Here is a 21,132-nt window from a genome sequence, read left to right on the forward strand (position 1 = left end):
CGCGTCGTTGCCCCGAGACTCGAGCGACTACCGGTCCATCGGCGCATCCACCCGCCATACGACGGCCATTTATGCCACGGGACGACATGGCATATGTTGACAAGCCCCCGTATCAGTGTTCATCTTAATTATCAGCAACGCTTTTAAGTGGGCCGACGAGAGAGGGCTCGCGCTCACGGTAGCGTTACGCGTTGACGTGTCTGACCTCGTACCCGTGGTCGCGTATCGATCGAATGATCGCTCGTGACTGCCCCGCACCGCTCGTCTCGATCTGGAAGAGCAGGTGAGCCTCGCCGACGTCAAGTTCCGGCGCCGATCGATCGTGGCGGACGGTCTGAATGTTGGCGTTGTGATCGGCGATGAGCCCCGAAATCTCCTCCATCTTCCCCGGCCGGTCGTCGATCCGAACGCGCAGTCGCAACAGTTGCTCCCGATCGCTCAGCGCGTGGACGAGCACCGTCTGGAGCATCGTCATATCGAGGTTGCCACCACACAGCAGCGGCATCACCGTCTCACCCGCGACGTCGAGTTCCTCGCTGATGACCGCCGCGACGGATGCCGCGCCCGCACCTTCGACGACCTGTTTCGCTCGCTCGAGTAGCAACAAGATTGCGCGGGCGATCTCGCCGTCGGTCACCGTCACCACCTCGTCGACGTGCTCCTCGATGAGCGAGAGCGTCAACCGGGAGATCCCGCCCGTAGCGATGCCGTCGGCGATCGTCGTCACCGACTCGAGGGAGACCGGGTCGCCCTTCTGGAGGCTCTCGGGAACGGTCGCCGCCCCCGCGGCCTGGACGCCGACGACGCGCGTCTCCGGCGACAGTTCCGCGAAGGCAGTCGCGATCCCGGAGATGAGTCCGCCGCCGCCGATCGGGACGACGATCGTATCCACCGCCGGCAGGTCCTCGTACATTTCGAGGCCGAGCGTTCCCTGGCCGGCGACGATCGCCGGGTCGTCGTACGCGTGGACGAACGTCGTCGCGTCGTCGTCGACGAGTCCGCGCGCGTGGCCCATTGCGTCCCGGAAGTCGCTGCCGACGAGTTCGACGTCGGCACCGTAGCTTCGAGTCGCGTCGACTTTCGCCTGGGGCGCCCCCTTCGGCATGACGATCGTCGAGCCGACGCCGAGTTTCGTCGCCGCGAGGGCGACGCCCTGTGCGTGGTTGCCGGCGCTGGCCGCGACGACCTGTTCGGTCCCGTCGTCGGTACACTGCGCGATCTTGTTGTACGCGCCGCGGGTCTTGAACGAGCCCGTCCACTGCAGGTGTTCCATCTTGAGGTGAACCTCACCCCCGGTGAGTTCGTCGAGGGACGTGCTTCGCTCGACCGGCGTGTGCTTGACGACCGACTCGTCGTCGAGTCGATCGCGGGCGGCCTCGATATCGTCGAATTCGACCGTCTCGAACCCCTGGTTCATGATCTCATCGGAGCATTCGTTCGCGGTCGGGATCGAACAGCGGACCCTCCCGGACCGTCGCGTCGTAGCGCTCGTTCTCGTAGCTAATCTCGACTGCACGGCCCGCCTCGGCGTCGTCGGCCGGGAGGTAGGCGTAGGCGATGCCCGCGTCGATCGTGTAGCCGTAGTCCGCGCGAGCGACGTATCCGAGCACCCCGCCGCCGTCGGTGTCCGGATCGAGCACCGGGTGGCCCGCGTCGACGATCGCTCCGGGTTCGTCGAGCGTGATCGGGGCGATCTTCCGGTCGATGCCCTCGTTACGCGCCGCGACGAGCGCGTCCTTGCCGACGAAGTCGGTCTCGAGGTCGACCGCGAAGCCGATCCCCGCCTCGTACGGGTTGTACTCGGGAGTGACGTCGGTGCCCCACAGCCGGAACCCCTTCTCCATGCTCGTCGAGTCGAGGGCCGCCCACCCCATCGGGACGATGCCGTACTCCTCGCCGGCGTCCTCGATCGCCTCCCACAGTTGCGCGCCGTACTCCATCGGCGCGTAGAGTTCCCAGCCCAGTTCGCCGGCGTAGGAGAGCCGAAGCATCGTGACGGGAAGGCTCTCGAGGTAGGTCTCCCGTGCGGTGTAGAACGGGAACGCGTCGTTCGAGAGATCGGCCTCGACGAGCGGCGACAGGACGTTCCGTGCGTCCGGGCCGAAGACGCCGACGCCGCAGAGGCTCGAGTCGTGTGTCGTCACGGTCACGGAGCCGTCGTCGGGCGCGTGCTCACGGACCCACCGGGAGTGTAGCGTCGCGGAGTTGCCGCCGCCCGTAAACAGCACGTACCGATCGGCTGCGAGTCGGGCGACCGTCACGTCCGCGAGGACGCCGCCGTCCTCGTTGCACATCGCGGCGTAGCGAATCCGACCCGGAGAGACGTCGACGTCATTCGTCAGGAGGCCCTGGAGGAACCCGGTCGCGCCGTCGCCGGCCACCTCGATGCCGGTGTACGTGGTCATGTCGACCATCGCGACCCGATCGCGGACGGCCCGATGTTCGACGCCCTGGGCCTTCGACCAGTTCCGATCGAGCCACTCCGGCCTGTCGGGGACGTCGTACTCCTCGAGCAGGGACTCGTTGGTCTCGTACCACTGGGGGGTCTCCCAGCCGCCGGAATCGTAGAACTCCGCGCCGAGTTCGGCCTGGCGCTCGTAGAACGGGCTTCGGCGGAGCGCGCGCTGGTCTTCGGGCTGTTCGCGCGGGTGAATCAGTTGGTACACTTCCTGGTACTGCTGTGCGCCGCGACCCCAGGTGTACTCGCGAGACCCGGCGTGGGGCTGGAACCGGGAGAGGTGGGCCGGCGTGGCGTCGACGCGCTCGCCGTCGAGTCGCGGGACGCCGTCTTCCATCCAGTGGGCGACGATGCTCCCGGCACCGCCCGACTGGGTGACCCAGATGGCCAGCGCCCACCAGAGGCCGTCGACGTCTTCGGTCGGGCCGAGGATCGGCATCCCGTCGGGAGTAAAGCAGAACATGCCGTTGATTCCGGACTCGAACTCGGCGTCCCGAAGGTCGGGAACGAGTTCGCAGGCCGCGTCGTAGGCCGTCTGGTCGTGATCCGGGTGGGTGTTCTCGTAGAAGTGCTCCGCGGTGAACTCCCGCAGCGACGGGTACTCGAGGCCCAGGTCCTCGAGTTTCTCCGGCCCGTAGATGTCACCGGGATCGACCAGCAGCGGCTCGTGATTGTACGAGCCGACGCCGTAGCGCTCGCCGTGCTGGCGGAAGTACAGCGATCGGTCCTGGTGGCGCAACAGCGGCTGCTCGATCTCGCGGCTCGCGCCCCGAAGCGCATCGAGACCGTCGGAGACGAGATACTGGTGCGCGCAGGGAACGAGCGGGATGTCGACGTCGACCATCTCGCCGAACAGCGGCCCCCAGATGTTCGTCGCGACGAGGACCTCGTCCGCCGCGATGCGTCCGCGATCGGTGACGACCGCCTCGATCTCGCCGTCGCTCGTCTCGAGGTCGGTCACGGTCGTCTCGCCGTAGAACTCGGCGCCCGCCGAGCGAGCGCGCTCGGCCATCGTCGCCGAGGCGTCGACGGCGTGGGCCTTGCCGTCCGTCGGGACGTAGTAGCCGCCGTGGATGACCGTCTCGTCGATCTGCGGGACGCGATCGGCAACCTCGCCGGGGGAGAGGAGTTCGCCGTCCTCGATACCGTGGGCCCGACCGCGCTCGCGCTTTCGTTTGAGGTAGTCCCAGCGATCCTCGGTGTACGCGACCTCGATACCGCCACACGTCCGGAAGCTCCGGAGTTCCTCGTACAGCTCGCGCGTGTACGATGCCATTCGGGTCATCAGCCTGTTCCCGGCCGTCTGGAACACCAGCCCGGGCGCGTGCGAGGTGGAGCCGCCGGTCTCGAACAGGGGTCCCTGGTCGACGACGACGACGTCCTCGCGACCGAGACGGGTCAGGTGGTAGGCGGCGCTACAGCCGACGCAGCCGGCGCCGACGATGACGGTCCCCGCGGTGTCGGGAAGTGTGGTCCCTGTACTCATGTGTCATAGCTACTGCCAGACGACTGGACATAGCTATCCGGGTGGATAATCTGTGAGGTATAACAACGGTCGGGACTGAGGGCGGGGCGACGAGAGGCGACGACGGCACCGACATCGATCGATCAGCGGCCGACGCGCCGCGAACGGGTCGGCCGCTCGGTGGCACGCTACCCCTCCGGTGGACGTTCGACGGGGACACTACTCCTCGTCGAACCGATCGAGTCGGAACATGTCGATCGGGTGGTCCGTGTCGCCGTCGACCGCGAGGTCGGCGAGGATTTCGCCGATGACGCTGGCGAACTTGAAGCCGTGACCCGAAAAGCCCGCGCCGACGGCTACCTGCGGGTGGTCGGGGAGCGTATCGAGGATGAAGTGCTCGTCGGGAGAGTTCGTGAACATGCAGGTCGCCAGCCGCATCGTCGGGCCGTTCGCGCCGGGGAAGTAGTTCGACGTAACCTCCCGGAGCAGGCGTTCGTCCTCGGGTTCGGGCTCGGTGTTGTACTCGTCCGGATCGACCTGCTCGTCGCGGTGGTGATACTTGCCGATCTTGAACCCGGGAACGTCGTAGATCGGGAGCCCGTAGAACCGTCCTTCGGGAACTTTGAGGTTCCAGACGGGGAAGTTGTCGGGTTCGAACGTCGACGGCTGGTCCGGCTGGAACCAGCCCAGCACCTGTCGTTCGGGGACTGCGAGTCCGTCGAGCGCGTCCGCGAACTTGTAGTTCCACGCGCCGGCGGCGAGCACCAGGCTCGCGGCCTCGTACGTGCCGCGATCGGTCTCGACGCGAACCCCGCCGTCCGCCGTCTCCTCCCAGTCGTCGACCCGCTCTCGGGCGTGGACGTCGGCACCGGCGGCCTGCGCCGCCTCGACGTGGCCGACGATCGACTGCTCGGGGACGACGAACCCGCCGTCGGGCTGGTACAGCGCCCGGTGTCCGTCCGGAAGTCGGTAGCCGGGGAAGCGCTCGCTCACCTCCTCGCTCGTGAGGACCTCGTGCGGGATGTCGTACTCCCGGCACGAGCGCAGCGAGCCCTCGAAGACCACGTTACCCTCGGGACCGGCGTCGATCGAGCCGGTGCGGTGGATCACCGGCCGGCCGGTCTCGTCCGCGAGGTCGTCCCAGAGTTCGTACGCCCGCTCGATCAGCGGGATGTACGACGGGTGTTCGTAGTAGGCTCGGCGGATGATCCGCGTGATTCCGTGAGACGACCCCATCGTGTGGGGAACGTCGTATCGCTCGAGTCCCAGCACGTCGTACCCGCGGGCGGCGAGATGGGACGTCGTCGCGCTCCCCATCCCGCCGACGCCGATGACGATGACGTCGTACCGCTCTGCTGTCGTCGGCATGCTGCAGTCTCGTTCGTCGAACGCGGTCAATAGCGTTCGGCTGTCTCACGTCACACCTTTTTCAGGCCGGTCGGCGATCGCGGGGCAGTGTCGAACGCCGCTCTCGAGGTCGACTGCGCGCGCCGCCCGGACGAGTCCGTCCGCCGGCACTTATACGTCCGAACCATCTGCGATCAACCCTTATTGAACGGTACGGCATGGCATGGCACAGAGCATGACCAGATGGAACAACGGGCTCGACGAGGTCGAGCGAGTGAGCCCCGACATCACCGACGAGACGAACGCGCTGCCGGCGCGGTACTTCACCGATCCGGACGTTCACGAGATGGAGAAAGACGCCGTGTTCGGCCAGTACTGGGTGTACGCCGGCCACGCGAACTGCATCCCGGACGCCGGAGATTACTTCACCCGGACCATCGGCGATCGAGAGATCATCGTCGTTCGGAATCATACCGGTGACGTCCAGGCATTTTACAACGTCTGTGCCCACCGCGGGTCGGCGATGGTCGAGGAGACGCCGATGACCGATCCGGGCAACGCGAGCCGAATCCAGTGTCCGTACCACCTCTGGACGTACGACCTGGACGGCGACCTCGCGAGCACGCCCCGGAGTTTCGAGGAGGCACCGCTGAATCCGGACCTCGACGACGAGGACGTCCCCGGGCTAGACGCCGAGGAGAACTCCCTCATGGAGGTCCACAGCGATCGCATCGGGCCGTTCGTCTTCGTCAACTTCGCCGACGATCCGATGCCCCTGTCGGAACAGGCCGGACGGCTCGAGGCCGCACTCGAGTCGCTCCCGCTCGAGGAGTACCAGCTCGCCCGGCGGATCGTCTCGGAAGTCGAGTGCAACTGGAAGGTCTTCGGCGGCAACTACTCGGAGTGCGATCACTGCCAGGCCAACCACCAGGACTGGGTCCAGAACCTCGAACTGCTCGAATCAGAACTCGAGGTCAACGACTACCACTGGGTCCTCCACTACAAGCACAAGGAGGACGTCGACGACGAGATGCGCATCCACGACGAGCACGAGGCCCAGTTCCACTACTTCTGGCCGAACTTCGCGGTCAACATGTACGGCACCGCCGACGGCTACGGCACCTACATCATCGACCCGATCGACGAGGGGCGGTTCCAGCTCGTCGCGGACTACTACTTCAGAGAGTCCGAACTCAGCGACGAGGAAGAGGAGTTCGTTCGGACGAGCAGGCAGCTTCAGGAGGAGGACTTCGAACTGGTCGAGCGCCAGCAGCGCGGGCTCGAATCCGGCGCGATCGCTCAGGCCCAGCTCGGCCCGAACGAGCACACGGTGCACAGACTCCACCTCCTCGCCCAGGAGGCGTACGACACGTACGGTGCGTAACCGACCACGAGCCACGACACCCACACATGAGTCACCAACAGCAGACTCCCTTCGCCGTCGCGTGTCCGGACTGTGCGGTCACGAGCGACGTCGCGGAGGCAAACGAGATCGTCGACTTCTACCGCCGCCACCGGCGCCACACGGGCCACGACGTCGAAGTAGCACGCGCCGACCTCGGGTTCGACGTGCCGGCGACCGACGACGTTCTGGCGCTCGTCGACGCCCTCGAGGCGCAGTACGAGGACGGCGTTCCCGTCGGGATCGTCGTCGCTGCGACGAGCGAGCAGGGGACAACCGTCGGCGAGACGCTCGATGCGATCCGCGAGGTGCGGATGACCGGTGCGCTCTACGAGCCTCGCGACGATCACCTCGCCGCCGTGTGAGCGGTAATTGTGATCGACGCTGTTCGATTTCCCATCTCACTTCGTCGGCGAGCGGGTCGACCGGCGGGTTCGGGCCGCGGGAGTACCCGTCGGCGCTACTCCTCGAGCAACGTCGTTTCGACGAGTTTGCCCGTGCCGCGACGGATGCGACCGCCGACGGCCGTCGGCGAGATGCCGAGCTGGTCGGCGAGTTCCTCGAGCGAGGTTTCGCGGGGCTCCTCGAAGTATCCGTCCTCGTAGGCGCTCACCAGCGCGACCTGCTGTTCGTCGGTCAGTTTCGGCGTCAGTCCGTTCGACCACTCGTCCTGACGGAACATCCGGTGCAGTTCGAAGGAGATGTCCGTCTCCTCGCAGAACTCCCACAGCGTGGCGACCGCGTCCCGATCGGGGAGGTGAAGCCGAACGGTCCAGCCGCGATCGTTGCTCTCCGCTTTCAGCATCAACCCGCCGAGTTCGCTCGTCGTCGGCGAGATGAGTTTCGTCTCGTCGGTGTGTTCCATGCGGTAGACGCGCGTCGATCCGAGGTCCTCGACGAGCGTCCAGTTCGCGACCGTGTGGTCCCGGTCGAGCGCCTCGTCGAACGTCTCGTCCGTCCCCTCGACGAGGAAGAAAAACAGGCCCGTCTCCGGATCCGTCGTCGAGTGGGGGACGACTTCGATGGATGCGTCCGGCCGCTCCCGAATCGTCGGCGTCAACGCGAGGTCCGGATGTGCGATGTCGGCGATCACGGTCAGGCTCATCGGATCTCACCCCCGTTCGAGTTGCGTTCGTTCCGTCCCTCGATCAGAGATAGCGAATCCGGTGGGATCGGCGAATCGGTGTCGAGTACGACCGTGCTCGTAGCCCATCTTGTGGAGAGATAGCACACACCCATGCTTAACCATTACTTCCAGCGCGTCGGGGGAGACGATAACCGGTACCGGTCACGGGCGCGGCGACCGGCGAGGAGGCGGACGGGCCGCCGCGGTGCCGCCGAACTCGGCGCGGGAATCCGACGCGTCGATCGAACCACGGCGATGAAAGCCCGGTCATTTTCGGGATGGCCGTCGTCAGTTCGGGTATGGAGACGCGTCCCACGGAGGCTGGACTTCGGCTCCCGAACGTCGGCCCGGGGCCCGATCCGCTCTCGCTCGTCGACCTGACCGCGCCCGTCGCACCCCGGGATCCGACGACGGTCGAGGTCCCCGAGCCAGCGCACGAGGCCATCGTCGTCCTGCTTCACCGGGACCATCACGCCGGGAACTGCCGCCGTCAGGTCCGGGCCGTCGCCGATCGGTACGACGAGTTCCGCGAACGGGAAACCCAGATCGTCTCGGTCGTCCCGGAACCGCGCCGCCGCGTCCGCGAGTGGCAGGCGCGTTACGACCTCCCGTACCCGATCTGTGCCGATCCGGCCGCCGAGGCGGGCGAAGCGTTCGGCCAGCGCGTCCGGTCCCCCGGCGACGTCGCCGTTCTCGCGACGCATCGCGGCGAGTCGATCTGGGATCGGCCCCGGATCGACACCCTGTTGGGCGACGTCGACCAACGATCGTGAGGAGTGCGATGTTCGTCCGTACTGCAACCCCCGACGACGTCCTCGAGGTTCGGCGCATCCTCGACGCGGCGATGCTCGAACCCGGGGACGTCGAGACCCGGACCGCGGCAGGAGACGTTCTCGTCGCTGGCGATCGACGCGGGACCGCGAGCGCCGGCCGCGACGGCGGCGGATCCCGCGCCGACGAGCGGATCCTGGGTACGCTCGTCCTCGAACCCCGCGATCGGGGCGGCCACGTCGCCGCGATCGGTGTCCGACGTCGCCACCGGGGTCGCGGGATCGGGCGCGCGCTGATCGAGCGGGCGCTCGAACGCGAGGGCCGACTGACGGCGCGGTTCGACGACGGCGTCCGACCGTTCTACGAGCGGGTCGGGTTCGCGATCGAACCGATCGACGAGCGGCGCCACCGGGGGATTGCGGAGGCGACCGAACGGGCGTAGTACGCTCCGATTACCGGTCCGAGCGCCAGCGACTTTTATCAGAGAGAACGTGGTACGTCGGCTCGCATGGCGCTACAACGGATGCTCAGCGGCGACCCCTCGCGGAGTTCGAAACTCTACCTCGCGATCGGCGTTATCTCGCTCGTGAAGGCGATCGCGGTCAGGAACGACTCGGAGCGGTTCCGTCGGGAACTGGTCGACGCCGGCCTGTTCCTCGGCGTCGGACTGCTCTTGCGACAGTACAGCCGGATCAAGGCGGAGAAACAGGCCGAACTGGAGTCCCAGCTTCCCGACTGGCTCGCCGGCGGGTCGACCGACCAGTCGACGGGACTGCGATCGATGGCGAGAGACCGCCTCGGCGGCGCGTCCGAACCGGCCCCGGAGCCGACGCTCGCCGATCGCGCTCGGGACGTCATCGCCAGCCGATAACGACAAACACCGGTCGAGAAGGCGGCGGTACCGGCTCACGCGACCGCCGAATCGGCTCCGACGCTACGTCTGGACCGGTTCGAGGTCGGCGGTGAAGTGGCGGAGTTCGGGGATCGACGGCTCGGACGCGAGCCGCAGGCCGTCGATCGCCGACCCGGTCTCGAGGACGCTCTCGACCGTCTCGACCACGTGATCGAAGTGTTCCCGGTGGTAGGTCCGGCGGGGCACCGCCAGCCGGACGAGTTCGGGGCGATCGGTCTCCGGGAACGCGAAGCTTCCCAGTTCGACGCCACGGACGCCACCCTCGCGGTAAAGTTCGCAGACGAGCGCCTGCCCGGGGAAGACGTCGGGATCGAGGTGCGTGAGGGCGGCCCCGGCGTCGAGATACACCGCGTGGCCGCCGGCCGCGACCGGAACGCCGACCGCGTCGAGTAGCGAGCCGAACTCGCGAACCTGTTCGACCCGATCGGCGACGTACGCCTCTTCGACGGCTTCGCGCAGCCCGACGGCCATCGCCGCGACGTCGCGCCCGGCCATCCCGCCGTAGGTCGGGAACCCCTCGTAGAGGATCGCTCGCTGTTTGCACCGCTCGAAGAGGTCGGGGTCGTCGGTCGCGACGAACCCGCCGGCGTTGACCAGCCCGTCTTTCTTGCCGCTCATCACGACGGCGTCGGCGTAGGAGAGCTGTTCGCGGGCGATCTCGGCGATCGAGGCGTCCGCGAACTCGTCTTCGCGCCGCTTGACGAAGTAGGCGTTCTCCGCGAACCGGCAGGCGTCGATCACGAACGCGGCGTCGATCTCGTCCGCGAACGCCCGGACGCGACGGGTGTTCTCGACGCTGACCGGCTGGCCCGCCGCCGAGTTGTTCGTGATCGTCTGGATGACCATCGGTACCCGCTCCGGGCCGACCTCGTCGACGACCGTCCGGGCCCGATCGAGCGAGAGGTTCCCCCCGAAGGCGGCGTCGGAATCGAAGTCGTACGCCCCGTCGACCGGACAGTCGATCGGGTCGGCGTCCTGGTTCGCGACGTGAGCGCGGGTGGTGTCGAAGTGGGTGTTGTTGGGGACGACGTCGCCGGCCGAGAGCAACGTCCCGTAGAGGACGTTCTCCGCGCCCCGGCCCTGGTGAGCCGGGACGACGTGTTCGAATCCCATTACGTCCGCGACGGCCGACTCGAGCCGATCGAAGCTCTCGGAACCGGCGTAGGCCTCGTCGGCCCGGACGAGGGCGGCCCACTGCTCGTCGCTCATCGCGCCGGTCCCGCTGTCGGTCAGCAGATCGACGTACACCTCCGCGGCGGGAACGTTGAAGACGTTGTAGCCGGCCTCTGCGAGCGTCCGTTCACGTCGCTCCCGTGACGGGAGCCTGATCCGTTCGACCATCTTCGTCCGATAGGCGACCATACGACCAGTCGAACGGCCAGGTAGTTCAATTCGAGTGAACGTGGGTGGCGATCAGTGTACCGGAAGCGGACGTCAACGGACCGATTCGCCGCTCCGGTCGCGGATCGGCGCACTCGATCCCAGACGTGGAAACCGATGGCCAGCGGCGGTCCGACACCTACTATTATTACAGTCGGTTCGCAAGCAACCACTGGTAAGAAATTATGGCAGGATACGATCAGACACTGAAGCCGTTCCTCTGGCGCGCCGAGCGCCTCCACCCCCAGCAGGAGGTCGTCTCGCGTACCCACGAGGGGATCGTCCGCAACACCTACAGCGAGTACGCCGATCGAACGCGACAGCTCGCGAACGCCCTCGAGGAGGCGGGGATCGAGGACGGCGATCGCGTCGGGACGTTCTGCTGGAACCACCACCGCCACGCCGAGGTCTACTTCGCGGCCCCGAACATCGGCGGCCAACTCCACACGATCAACCCGCTGCTCCCGCCGGAGCACGTCCAGTACATCGTCCAGAACGCCGAGGACAAGGTGCTGTTCGTCGACCAGTCGCTGCTCGAACCGTTCGAGGCGGCCTACGACGAGGACGCCTTCGAGACCGTCGAACAGTTCGTCGTCATGGGCTCGGACGTCCCGGAGACGAGCCTCGAACCCGTCACCGACTACGAGTCGTTCGTCGGCGCGCAGGACGAGGAGTACGACTGGCCCGAACTCGACGAGGAGAACCCCGCCGGGATGTGTTACACCTCCGGAACGACGGGCAAGCCGAAAGGCGTCGAGTACACCCAGAAGATGCTCTGGGCGCACACGATGGCCACCCTGACCCCGCAGGGGCTCGGCATCGAGGAGGACGACGTCGTCATGCCCGTCGTCCCGATGTTCCACGTCAACGCGTGGGGGCTGCCGTTCTCCACGACGGCCGCCGGCGCGAAACACGTCTACCCCGGCCCGTCGCCCGACCCCGCCGACCTTGTCCAGTTGATCGAGGAGGAAGGCGTCACGATGACCGCCGGCGTCCCGACCGTCTGGCTGGGCGTCCTCGAGTACCTCGACGAGCACGACGCCGACCTCTCGAGCCTCGATCGCATCGTCATCGGCGGCGCCGCCGCGCCGGAGAGCCTGATCCGCCAGTACGACGACCTCGGCGTCGAGGTCGTCCACGCCTGGGGCATGACCGAGATGTCCCCGATCGGGACGGTCGCCCACCTCAAGGCCGATCTCCAGGACATCCCGAAAGAAGAACGGTACAAGAAGCAGGCCAAACAGGGCCTGGTCGTTCCCGGCCTCGAGTTCAAGGTCGTCGACGACGACGGGAACGAGGTCCCCTGGAACGGCGAGGACTTCGGCGAACTCTACGTCCGCGGCCCGTGGGTAACGGACTCCTACTTCAAGCGGCCGGACGCCAACGAGGCGGACTTCGAGGGGTCGTGGCTCAAGACCGGCGACGTCGTCACCGTCGACGAGGACGGCTACATCAAGATCGTCGACCGCGCCAAAGACGTGATCAAGAGCGGCGGCGAGTGGATCTCCTCTCAGGAACTCGAGAACGCCATCATGGCCCACGACGACGTCAGCGAGGCGACCGTCGTCGGCGCACCCCACGAGAAGTGGCAGGAACGACCCGTCGCGTTCGTCGTCCCGACCGACGACGCCGCGATCGACGAGGACGCCTTCCTCGAGGAACTCAACGAGTTCCTCCTGGAGGACTATCCCAAGTGGTGGACGCCGGACTCGGTCGTCCACATCGACGAGGTGCCAAAGACCGCCACGGGCAAGTTCGACAAGAAGACGCTCCGCGAACAACACGATATCGAGTCGCTACTCGACGACGCCCCGGACCCGGACGCCGAGTAAGTCGGGCCTACTGCGCGTATCGCACACGGAGTCTTCTCCCGCTTTCCGGCGATCGGATCGCACGAATCGTTGCTCTCTCGTCGTATTCGGTACGAAGCAGGAACCGACGCGACACACCCCGGAACGATTGACTTTTCACCGTCAGAGAGAGTGGTACGGGTACGATAGTGAGTCGAGGCGATGAAGAAACGATTCCGGACGAGGAGCGAGCAGCCCTCCTGACTATCGCTCACGGTGCCGTCGTCACGTCCGGAGGCATCTCCGGACAACGAGCATTGACCACAGCCGTCGAGGTCGTCCTCGCACGAGGGCTCGGTCCGATGGCGTACGGCGTGTACGCGATGGCATGGCGGATCGCACAGCTACTCGTCCGAATCGTGACCTTCGGGAGCGTGCCGGTCCTTCAGCGATACGTCCCCGCGTACGACGGAAACGCCGACGCGCCAGTCAGTCGTCGTCGGGTTAGCGTACACGACGACGGTCGGATTCGGCGTCGTGTTAGCCGTCAGCGTCTGGCGATTGGCCCCGTGGATCAACGAGGTCACCGTCGACCAGCCGTCGTTCGTGCCGACGATGCGCGGGTTCGGATTCCTCGTGGTGTTGCTCGGCGTCGTCACGATCGTCTCCGGAAGCTTCCGGGCAGTCGGCTCCGCCCGCGGCGAGGTCGTGTTCAACAAGCTGCTCCGCCTGGGGGTTCGGCTCGTCTGTGCGACGGCGGCACTCGCCCTCGGATACTCGGTCGTCGGAGTCGCCGGCGCGATCGTCATCGGCACCGGCGTCCTCGCTGCGCTCGCCGTCCCGATCGCGGCGCGAGTGACGGGGATCGTGCCGTCCCTGCGCGAGGCTCGAAGCGAGCTTGGCCGATTCTACGATCATGCGGCTCCCGTCGCGATGAGTAGTCTCGGAAAAGTGTTCCAGAACCGCGTCGACGTGCTTCTGGTGGGAGCGTTGCTGACGACGGTTTCGGCCGGCGTGTACAACGCTCTCCTCGTGCTGATAGCGATCGCGTGGATTCCACTGCAGTCGTTCAACCAATTGCTACCGCCGGTCGCATCGGAGCTGTACGCCGACGAGCGAGTCGAGGTGCTCAACGAGATCTACACGTCCGTCACGCGGCTGATCGTCACCACGCTCGTCCCCGTCCTCGCCGTCCTCCTCGTGTACGGGCGGGAACTCCTCGCGCTGTTCGGCCCAACGTACACGCAGGGGTACGTTCCGCTAATCGTGTATCTCGGCGGCGTGTTCGTCGGCAGTGCCGTGGGGGCGACCGGGTGGCTCTTGATGATGACCGACCATCAGTACGCTCGAATGCTCCTCGACTGGCTCCTCGCCGCCCTCAACGTCGTGCTGACGTACCTGTTCATCGTACAGTTCGGCCTCGTCGGTGCCGCGCTCGGCACGTCGTTCGCGATCGCCATTCAGAACGGAATCCAGGTGCTCCTCCTCCGACGGTTCGAGGGCCTGTGGCCGTTCGATCGAACGTTCCTCACGCCGATCGTGGCCGGCGGCGTCACGCTGCTCGTCATGTGGACGATCCGCGTCAGCGTTTCGAGTGGGCTCGCCCCCGTACTCGGTACTGTCGCCGGGTTGGGCAGCTACATCCTGACGCTCCACGTGCTCGGTATCGACCCTCGCGATCGACTCGTCGTTCGCGAACTCGTCGATCGGTATCGGACCGACCTGACCGAGACGCTACACACGGCCACTCGATCGGAATAGGCGAACGGGACCGTTTTGGAGTCGGGCGCAGGAAAACACGTCGTGTAGGCCCCGTCGATCGCGTCAAAAGCCCATCAGCACGAACACGACCAGGTACGAGATCACTCCAAAGGCGACGACAGCCCCCATCCAGACGGTGACGATGATCGCCGCCTGTCTGCCGGTCATCTCCTCCCCGTCGAGTATCGCTCCCAGTTCGGTAAGCGAGTCACGAAGGTCCATAAACGAGGATACCTCGCAAGGCGTGAAAAAGTTGGCGTACTGATATCTCAGCGGCGATCGAACGCGCCGTCCGTGTGATAAATAGGAGGGTCTAGAACAGGTCCACAGGGGGGACTAGAACAGGTCCTGGGTCAACTCGAGGGTCTCCTCCCGATCGTCCCAGTCGACGAAGATGGCGACGCTGGTCGCGCTGGTGATGATGTCCTGGACGTTGATACGGGCCTCGGCCAGCGGGTTGACGATGTCGCTGATGACACCGGGCTGGTTGGGGAGTTCGCCGCCGGTCACGCGGACGACGGCCATCGGTTCGTCGACGGTGACGCTCGAAAGTTCGTCGCGCGCGATGACCTCGCGGTGGAGGATGTTCTCGGCGCGTTCGGCCTCCTCCTCGTCGATGTAGAACGTGACGGTGTCGAGGCCGCTCGCGACGGCGTCGATGTTGACGTCGCTCTCTGAGAGGGCCTCCGAGAGGTGGTAGAAGACGCCGGGCTGGTTGCGGATCGCCCGGCCGGCGACGGTGAGACAGGCCAGCGGCCGTTCGCGCAGGTCGACGAGGTTCTGGAACTCACCCTCGATGCTGGTCCCGCCGGAGAGGAGGTCGCCGTGCTGGTAGTGGACGACGCGGACGTCGAGGTTGCCGTCCTTGTACGACAATGCGGAGGGCGCGACGACCTCGGCCCCGCGGAACGAGAGGTTCCGGAGTTCGTCGACCGAAATCTCGCCGACGTTGCGGGCACCCTCGACGACGTTCGGATCGCCGGTCATCACGCCTTCGACGTCGGTGACGATGACGACCTCGTCGGCGTCCATGTACTTGCCCATCATGACTGCGGTCGTGTCGCTGCCGCCGCGGCCCAGCGTCGTAATCGAGCCGTCCGGGCCCTCCGCGAGGAAGCCGGTGATGACCGGAACCGTCTCGTCGAGCTCCGCGGCTACCTCGCCGGCGCGTCGCTGGGTCTCCTCGACGTTTACTTCGCCGTACTCGTCGGTGACGACCGGCCAGTCGTCGCTGCCGGGCTCCAGGAAGGTCGCGTCGATGTCCCGGGCCGACAGCGCGGCTTTGAGCATCCGGACCGAGGTCCGTTCGCCCATGCTGACGATCTGGGCCCGATCGGCCTCGTCGGTCTCGAAGGTGATCTCCTCGAGCAGTTCGTCGGTGGTCGATCCCATCGCGCTCGCGACGACGGCGATCTCGTGGCCGTCCTCGACGGCGGCCGCGATCGAATCCGCCGCGCGGTTGATCCGATCGCCGCTCCCGAGACTCGTCCCGCCGAACTTGGCTACAACGCGCATACTGGCACCTCGCGATCGCGGTTCGTTCGCGTACCGGTGGCGTGGCTCATGTGGCAGTGCGTAACCAGAGCGAGCAGATAACTGTGTCCCATTGCCCGCATTTTTACCGGTCTTTCGCCGGAACCCGATCGGCGAATCGCCCTCCTCGAGCGGGATCGATCGGACCTCGTGACTGTTCGGCCGTCGTGAACCGCGGGCGGGATTTATGTTCGTGGGTAGCATTGCCACACGTAAATGAACGTACGGGACGCACTCGAGGCCGATGCCGACGCGCTGGCGTCGATCGCGAACTCTCCGACGGACGTCATGCGCAACCTGGTTCACGATCGGACGGTTCGCGTCGCCGAGGATGGCCCGCGCGACCCGAACGCCGACGTCGGCGACTCCCAGTACGACGGCTCGGATCCGGAGGATCTCCTCGGGTTCATCAGTTTCGACGCGCGGGAGGACACCGTCCACGTTACCCAGCTCGACGGCACGAGCGAGGCCTGCAAGCGGCTGCTGGCCGAACCGGTCCGGTTCGCCGAGCAGGAGTCGATGGCCGTCGAGGTGCTGGTCACACCCGGGACCGAACCGATCGAGTCGGCGGCCGAAGAACTGGGCTTCGAGAGACGGGGGAACGGCCCCCAGTTCAACGGGTCGCAGACGGTCCGGTTCCGTCTCGATCCCTGAGGAGCCTCGTCCACCCCGAACGCCGTCGATACGGACCGGACGGCTGACGTTATTTTTGTCACGTCCAGGGAACCGAGAATAACCGAAGCAATTATTGCCGGCAACGGTGCCTCCCGCGATGTATGCCGTCGGAACACAACATGCCCGACTACGAGCAGATCCGCGAGGGGTTCTCGTGGAAGGACATCTACAACGCGGCGGACTGGGACGCACCGGACCGGATCAACATCGCACACGAGGTCTGCGATCGGCACGCCGAGAACAGGGAGAAGGTGGCGCTCTACCAGGTGAGCGAGGACGGCGAGCTGACGACGCTGACGTTCTGGGAACTGGCCGAACGGACGAACCGGTTCGCGAACGTCCTCGAGAGCCTCGGGATCGAGGCGGGCGATCGCGTCTTCTCGTACATGCCGCGGATCCCGGAACACTACGTCGCACTGGTGGGGACGCTCAAGCGTGGGGCCGTCTTCGGCGGGGTCAACGAACGGTTCGGCCCCGACGGCATCGCCTATCGCCTGGACGACTGCGACGCGAAAGCGATCGTCACCACGGCCGAGAACCGCGACACCGTCGCGGACGCGCTCGAGGACGCCCCGTCCGTCGAACACGTGATCGTCGTCAGCGACGACGGAACGGGCATCCGGCGCGGAGACGTCAGTTACCACGGCGAGACGGAAACCGCGAGTCGCGAGTACGAACCGGCCGACACCGGCGGCGAGGACGACGCTCTGCTGTACTACACCAGCGGAACGACCGGACTGGCGAAAGGCGTCCTCCACAAGCACCGGTGGGTCACCGGCGTCGCCGCCACCCAGAGGTACGCCGTCGACCTCCAGGAGGGCGACCTGTACTGGTCGACCGGCGACCTCGGCTGGCTGACCGGCCCGATCAACACGTTGGGCGCGTGGTTCTGGGGGACCGCGCTGTTCACCTACGAGGGCGAGTTCGACCCCGCGGAGTGGGCCGACCTCCTCGATCGGTTCCCGATCACCGTGCTGTTCTCCGTCCCGACGGCCTACCGCATGCTCCGCGAGCACGAGGACGTCCTCGAGGGCGTCTCCCTGGATCTGCGTCACGCGCTGTCGATCGGGGAACCCCTCTCGGCCGGCGTCGTCGAGTGGGGCGAGGAGACGCTGGGCGTGACGATCCACGACACCTACGGCCAGACCGAGACGGGGAACATGATCATCAACAACTACCCGACGATGGAGGTGCGGCCGGGGTCGATGGGCAAGCCGCTACCCGGCATCGAGGCCGCCGTCGTCGACCCCGAGACCGGCGAGGTGCTCGATCCCGGCGAGACGGGCGAGATCGCTCAGCGCGGGGACTATCCCTGTTTCTTCGCGGAGTACTGGGAGAAGCCCGCACAGACCGAGTCGTGTTTCGTCGACGGCCCGGACGGACAATGGTACCTCTCGGGTGACCTCGCGAACGTCGACGAAGACGGCTACTTCTGGTTCGAGGGCCGGGCCGACGACGTCATCATCTCCTCGGGGTACCGGATCGGGCCCTTCGAGGTCGAGAGTTCGCTCGGCGAGCACGAGGCCGTCGCCGAGGCCGCCGTCGTGCCGAAACCCCACCGGGAGCGCGGGAACATCGTGAAAGCGTACGTGGTCCCCAGCGAGGCCGCGACGCCCTCCGAAGACCTCAAAGAGGAGATCAGAACCCACGTCCGCGACGAACTGTCGGCCCACGAGTACCCCCGCGAGATCGAGTTCCGCGACGAACTCCCGAAGACGGTCACCGGGAAGATCCGCCGGACGGAACTCCAGGACGAGGCCGAAGAAGAGGTCGAGGCCGACTGACCGCGCGTCGGAACCGGATCCGGTCCGGGGAGCCCGGAGCGCGCCTCTCTATGCGGCTCCCGTTTCGAGCACTGGATCGTCCTCGAGTCCCAGGAAGTCGATCGCGGTCCGGTAGAAGATGTCGCGGGCCGTCTCGCGGGGGAGGTCCCGGGCCAGCAGTTCGGCCCGTTCCTCGCGGTAGGGGTACGGGACGTTCGGAAAGTCCGACCCGTACATGATCGAGTCGGAGCAGTCGATCAGGGTCTCGTCTGCGATCGTCGACGGGTCGAATCCCACCGTCTCGGGAGCCGACGCCGACATCGCGACCGTCGTGTCGAGGTAGACCTGCTCGTTGGTCCGCGCGAGATCGAGGAACGCGTCGACCTCGTAGGTACCCATGTGCGCACAGCAGACCCGAAGGTCCGGGTACGAGTTCACCACCTCCGCGAACGCGTCCGCGCCGACGTAGGGGCTGTCCTCGAACATCGGCGCGGTGCCGCCGTGATAGGTGATCGGCCGATCGTACTCTGCCGCGACCTCGAGTGCGGGCTCGAGACGCGAGTCCGCGGGCCGACACTCCTGGACCGGACAGTGGATCTTCAGGCCGCGAGCGCCGTCCTCGAACGCTTCGCGAACGACGTCGGCGACGTCCTCGTCGTCTGGATGGACCGTCGCGAACGGGATCATGTCCGTCGACGCCTCGGCCTGCGCACCGAGCCACGCGTTCAGGTCGCGCGCGAGTCCGGGCTCGTGGGCGTACGGGAGGGCGACGTAGGCCGCGACGCCGGCCGATCGGAGGACGTCCTCGATTCCCGTTCGGGACGTCGGCGAGGAAAATTCCCAGCCGGCCTCTTCGGTGAGCGTCCGCTGGATCGCGGCGGCGAGTCGATCGGGGAACACGTGCGTGTGGGCGTCGATCGCCGGGCGAAACGCGGATACAGACGCTTCTGCTATCGACCGTCGCTCGGGTGATGACATATCTGTCGGACGCCAGTGGATACTGGATCGGAAGGGATAGCTGTACTGCTGGCAGTACGTCCCGGTACCGGGCCGCTAGCTGAACTTCTGGACCGTCACGTCGAGCGTGTCGAGGTCGACGATCGGCGCGTACCCCGCGTCGGGATCGATGTTGACGCTCTTCTGGAAGTCTGTCTGGGCCTGCCAGCAGCCGGAATTGATCGCGAGCACGTTGTGGTACTTGCCGAACCCGAGTTTGTGGACGTGACCCGTATGGAAGATGTCGGGGACCTCGTCGATAGCGAGGTAATCCTGCTCTTCGGGTGCGAGACGGGTGTGGCCGCCGAACTGCGGCGCGACGTGGCGTTTCTTCAGGAGCTGGTACATCGCCTTGTGCGGCTCGTCGTAGCTCGCCTTCTCCTCGGGCAGTTCGGCGATCACCTCGTCCAGCGAGACCCCGTGGTACATGAGCACCGACACCCCCTCGATCGTCACCATCGACGGGTTGCTCACGATCCGCGGATCGTGGGCCGACATGATCTCCCGGAGTTCCTCGTCGAATCCGGGCTGGGGCTCGGCGAGTCGCACCGCGTCGTGGTTGCCGGGGATCATGACGATCTCGAGATCGCCGGGGACCCGTTTCAGGTGCTCGTTGAACGCCTCGTACTGCTCGTAGATGTCGACGATGTCGAGTTCCTCGTCCTGGTCGGGGTAGACGCCGACGCCCTCGACCATGTCGCCCGCGAGCAGCAGGTACTCGACGCGCTCGCCCGCCTCGGTGTGGAGCCAGTCGGCGAAGCGAGTCCACGCGTCCGCCATGAACTCCTGACTGCCGACGTGAACGTCGCTGATGAGCGCCGCCTGGACCGGCCGATCGGCCGTCGAGGGCTCGTGGGTCCGGGGAACGTCGGGGAAGTGCATCGAGTCGACGAACGCGATCCCCGAATCGTCCGCCAGCGTCCCCTCCATCGCGAGCACCTCGTCACAGAGCAGTTCGTCCACGAGGTCGACGTACTCCCGGTCTTTCATCACCAGCCACGGGAAGGTGCCCGTGGCGTCCTCGAGTTCGACCAGCCAGTGGCCGCTGGCGGTCGATCGGACGTCGTTGACCAGTCCGACCATCGCGACATCTTCGCCGCCCGGCATCGACTCGATCGCCGTTGCCGGCCGGTGGTTGACCCGGCTCCGCAGTTTCGAGCCGAGTCGATCGAGCCGATCCCGGAAGACCGAGACGAAGTCGCTGTACTCGCCGGTTCCGGTACTCGCCCCGGTCATGTCGTTACTGATCTCGAGCGACCGGAGATCCGGATCGACCGATCGCTCGACCGACGTCGAAGACCCCTCCGTTTCAACTGGAGACTGCTCGACGTCGTCCGTCGAATTCGGGGTTGCCGCTCCAGTTGAAACGGAGGGGTCGGTCGTGGAGGGAGTCGCCCCGGACTGCGTCGCGGCGTCGGGCGGGTCACCGGATCGATCGGGGGTGGAAACGGACGGCTGACCTCCGTCGAGGGCCGCGTCGACGTGATCGGTCGTGACGACGAGGGCGTCCTCGGGAAGCGTCTCGATGACGTGTTCGAGGGCGGCCCGCGAGTCGTCCGCGGACGCGATCTTCGTCACCGCCTCGCGTTCGGCGTTGTACCCGCGACTGGTGAGTTCGCTGACGATCCGGGCGGGGCCCTCGAGTGGCACACCCCTCGCATTCGTGACCGCGGGGAAAAACGTAGCGAATCCCCGATCGAATTCGGTAGCGACGACCGCACTCGAGCGACGTGGTCGAACCAGCCCGAACAG

Annotated in this window: 17 protein-coding genes and 1 pseudogene; 9 read left to right on the forward strand and 9 right to left on the reverse strand. The window is 66.4% G+C overall.

Translation table 11 applies throughout. The features are described from left to right. Nucleotides 1–184 precede the first annotated feature (184 nt). The 3 genes from ilvA to solA all read right to left on the reverse strand — a co-directional run bounded on the left by ilvA (nt 185) and on the right by solA (nt 5,291). Nucleotides 185–1,417, reverse strand: coding sequence for a threonine ammonia-lyase (gene ilvA / locus AC6I6X_RS07300; protein ID WP_497929863.1), 1,233 nt, complete (start codon nt 1,415–1,417; stop codon nt 185–187). A gap of 4 nt (nt 1,418–1,421) precedes the next feature. Next, nucleotides 1,422–3,944: a GcvT family protein gene (locus AC6I6X_RS07305; RefSeq protein ID WP_497929864.1), complete on the reverse strand. Its 2,523-nt coding sequence runs from the start codon at nt 3,942–3,944 to the stop codon at nt 1,422–1,424. Nucleotides 3,945–4,142: 198 nt separating this feature from the next. Continuing rightward, nucleotides 4,143–5,291 (reverse strand): N-methyl-L-tryptophan oxidase, encoded by a 1,149-nt coding sequence (gene solA / locus AC6I6X_RS07310; RefSeq protein ID WP_497929865.1) that lies wholly within the window; start codon nt 5,289–5,291, stop codon nt 4,143–4,145. Between the two features lie 214 nt (nt 5,292–5,505). Between solA and AC6I6X_RS07315 the strand changes: the two genes are divergently transcribed. Both AC6I6X_RS07315 and AC6I6X_RS07320 read left to right on the forward strand, forming a co-directional pair. After that, nucleotides 5,506–6,654: an aromatic ring-hydroxylating oxygenase subunit alpha gene (locus AC6I6X_RS07315; RefSeq protein WP_497929866.1), complete on the forward strand. Its 1,149-nt coding sequence runs from the start codon at nt 5,506–5,508 to the stop codon at nt 6,652–6,654. Between the two features lie 26 nt (nt 6,655–6,680). Beyond that, nucleotides 6,681–7,037, forward strand: coding sequence for a hypothetical protein (locus AC6I6X_RS07320; RefSeq protein WP_497929867.1), 357 nt, complete (start codon nt 6,681–6,683; stop codon nt 7,035–7,037). Nucleotides 7,038–7,132: 95 nt separating this feature from the next. Here AC6I6X_RS07320 and AC6I6X_RS07325 read toward each other — a convergent pair whose 3' ends face one another. Beyond that, entirely contained in the window at nt 7,133–7,777 is a 645-nt protein-coding gene (locus AC6I6X_RS07325; RefSeq protein ID WP_497929868.1) for a helix-turn-helix domain-containing protein, read from the reverse strand. A 320-nt stretch (nt 7,778–8,097) separates the two neighbouring features. Between AC6I6X_RS07325 and AC6I6X_RS07330 the strand changes: the two genes are divergently transcribed. The 3 genes from AC6I6X_RS07330 to AC6I6X_RS07340 all read left to right on the forward strand — a co-directional run bounded on the left by AC6I6X_RS07330 (nt 8,098) and on the right by AC6I6X_RS07340 (nt 9,440). Beyond that, nucleotides 8,098–8,571: a peroxiredoxin family protein gene (locus tag AC6I6X_RS07330; RefSeq protein WP_497929869.1), complete on the forward strand. Its 474-nt coding sequence runs from the start codon at nt 8,098–8,100 to the stop codon at nt 8,569–8,571. Nucleotides 8,572–8,579: 8 nt separating this feature from the next. Continuing rightward, entirely contained in the window at nt 8,580–9,011 is a 432-nt protein-coding gene (locus AC6I6X_RS07335) for a GNAT family N-acetyltransferase (RefSeq protein WP_497929870.1), read from the forward strand. Nucleotides 9,012–9,077: 66 nt separating this feature from the next. Next, nucleotides 9,078–9,440 (forward strand): hypothetical protein, encoded by a 363-nt coding sequence (locus AC6I6X_RS07340; protein WP_497929871.1) that lies wholly within the window; start codon nt 9,078–9,080, stop codon nt 9,438–9,440. 63 nt (nt 9,441–9,503) lie between these two features. Here AC6I6X_RS07340 and AC6I6X_RS07345 read toward each other — a convergent pair whose 3' ends face one another. Beyond that, complete coding sequence (locus AC6I6X_RS07345; protein WP_497929872.1) at nt 9,504–10,844, reverse strand: tryptophanase; 1,341 nt, start codon at nt 10,842–10,844, stop codon at nt 9,504–9,506. 203 nt (nt 10,845–11,047) lie between these two features. Here AC6I6X_RS07345 and AC6I6X_RS07350 point away from each other — a divergent pair, with 203 nt between their 5' ends. After that, nucleotides 11,048–12,694, forward strand: coding sequence for a long-chain fatty acid--CoA ligase (locus tag AC6I6X_RS07350; RefSeq protein WP_497929873.1), 1,647 nt, complete (start codon nt 11,048–11,050; stop codon nt 12,692–12,694). Between the two features lie 164 nt (nt 12,695–12,858). After that, nucleotides 12,859–14,413, forward strand: a pseudogene (locus AC6I6X_RS07355) (lipopolysaccharide biosynthesis protein). A 63-nt stretch (nt 14,414–14,476) separates the two neighbouring features. Here the strand turns inward: AC6I6X_RS07355 and AC6I6X_RS07360 are convergent. After that, nucleotides 14,477–14,635, reverse strand: a complete 159-nt coding sequence (locus AC6I6X_RS07360; protein WP_497929874.1) for a hypothetical protein — start codon at nt 14,633–14,635, stop codon at nt 14,477–14,479. Nucleotides 14,636–14,749: 114 nt separating this feature from the next. Then, nucleotides 14,750–15,928, reverse strand: coding sequence for an aspartate kinase (locus tag AC6I6X_RS07365; protein WP_497929875.1), 1,179 nt, complete (start codon nt 15,926–15,928; stop codon nt 14,750–14,752). A gap of 234 nt (nt 15,929–16,162) precedes the next feature. On the opposite strand from AC6I6X_RS07365, the gene AC6I6X_RS07370 reads away from it, so the two are divergent. Together AC6I6X_RS07370 and AC6I6X_RS07375 are read left to right on the forward strand one after the other, a co-directional pair. Further along, on the forward strand, nt 16,163–16,600 hold the full coding sequence (locus AC6I6X_RS07370) for a hypothetical protein (protein ID WP_497929876.1): 438 nt from the start codon (nt 16,163–16,165) through the stop codon (nt 16,598–16,600). Nucleotides 16,601–16,722: 122 nt separating this feature from the next. Beyond that, nucleotides 16,723–18,405 carry an acetate--CoA ligase gene (locus AC6I6X_RS07375; RefSeq protein WP_497929877.1) on the forward strand — a complete coding sequence of 561 codons (1,683 nt, stop codon included), beginning with the start codon at nt 16,723–16,725 and terminating at the stop codon, nt 18,403–18,405. 48 nt (nt 18,406–18,453) lie between these two features. On the opposite strand, the gene AC6I6X_RS07380 is transcribed toward AC6I6X_RS07375, so the two are convergent. Together AC6I6X_RS07380 and AC6I6X_RS07385 are read right to left on the reverse strand one after the other, a co-directional pair. Further along, complete coding sequence (locus tag AC6I6X_RS07380; protein WP_497929878.1) at nt 18,454–19,362, reverse strand: amidohydrolase family protein; 909 nt, start codon at nt 19,360–19,362, stop codon at nt 18,454–18,456. A gap of 75 nt (nt 19,363–19,437) precedes the next feature. Continuing rightward, complete coding sequence (locus AC6I6X_RS07385) at nt 19,438–21,030, reverse strand: DNA-directed DNA polymerase II small subunit (RefSeq protein ID WP_497929879.1); 1,593 nt, start codon at nt 21,028–21,030, stop codon at nt 19,438–19,440. Between the last annotated feature and the right edge of the window lie 102 nt (nt 21,031–21,132).

It is taken from the genome of Halosolutus sp. YCN4 (genome assembly GCF_059736495.1).

Bases quoted from the DNA above. Each gene is read 5' to 3' on its own strand.
- ilvA (WP_497929863.1), bottom strand. From the start codon at position 1,417: ATGAACCAGGGGTTCGAGACGGTCGAATTCGACGATATCGAGGCCGCC.
- AC6I6X_RS07305 (WP_497929864.1), bottom strand. From the start codon at position 3,944: ATGAGTACAGGGACCACACTTCCCGACACCGCGGGGACCGTCATCGTC.
- solA (WP_497929865.1), bottom strand. From the start codon at position 5,291: ATGCCGACGACAGCAGAGCGGTACGACGTCATCGTCATCGGCGTCGGC.
- AC6I6X_RS07315 (WP_497929866.1), top strand. From the start codon at position 5,506: ATGACCAGATGGAACAACGGGCTCGACGAGGTCGAGCGAGTGAGCCCC.
- AC6I6X_RS07320 (WP_497929867.1), top strand. From the start codon at position 6,681: ATGAGTCACCAACAGCAGACTCCCTTCGCCGTCGCGTGTCCGGACTGT.
- AC6I6X_RS07325 (WP_497929868.1), bottom strand. From the start codon at position 7,777: ATGAGCCTGACCGTGATCGCCGACATCGCACATCCGGACCTCGCGTTG.
- AC6I6X_RS07330 (WP_497929869.1), top strand. From the start codon at position 8,098: ATGGAGACGCGTCCCACGGAGGCTGGACTTCGGCTCCCGAACGTCGGC.
- AC6I6X_RS07335 (WP_497929870.1), top strand. From the start codon at position 8,580: ATGTTCGTCCGTACTGCAACCCCCGACGACGTCCTCGAGGTTCGGCGC.
- AC6I6X_RS07340 (WP_497929871.1), top strand. From the start codon at position 9,078: ATGGCGCTACAACGGATGCTCAGCGGCGACCCCTCGCGGAGTTCGAAA.
- AC6I6X_RS07345 (WP_497929872.1), bottom strand. From the start codon at position 10,844: ATGGTCGCCTATCGGACGAAGATGGTCGAACGGATCAGGCTCCCGTCA.
- AC6I6X_RS07350 (WP_497929873.1), top strand. From the start codon at position 11,048: ATGGCAGGATACGATCAGACACTGAAGCCGTTCCTCTGGCGCGCCGAG.
- AC6I6X_RS07360 (WP_497929874.1), bottom strand. From the start codon at position 14,635: ATGGACCTTCGTGACTCGCTTACCGAACTGGGAGCGATACTCGACGGG.
- AC6I6X_RS07365 (WP_497929875.1), bottom strand. From the start codon at position 15,928: ATGCGCGTTGTAGCCAAGTTCGGCGGGACGAGTCTCGGGAGCGGCGAT.
- AC6I6X_RS07370 (WP_497929876.1), top strand. From the start codon at position 16,163: ATGAACGTACGGGACGCACTCGAGGCCGATGCCGACGCGCTGGCGTCG.
- AC6I6X_RS07375 (WP_497929877.1), top strand. From the start codon at position 16,723: ATGCCGTCGGAACACAACATGCCCGACTACGAGCAGATCCGCGAGGGG.
- AC6I6X_RS07380 (WP_497929878.1), bottom strand. From the start codon at position 19,362: ATGTCATCACCCGAGCGACGGTCGATAGCAGAAGCGTCTGTATCCGCG.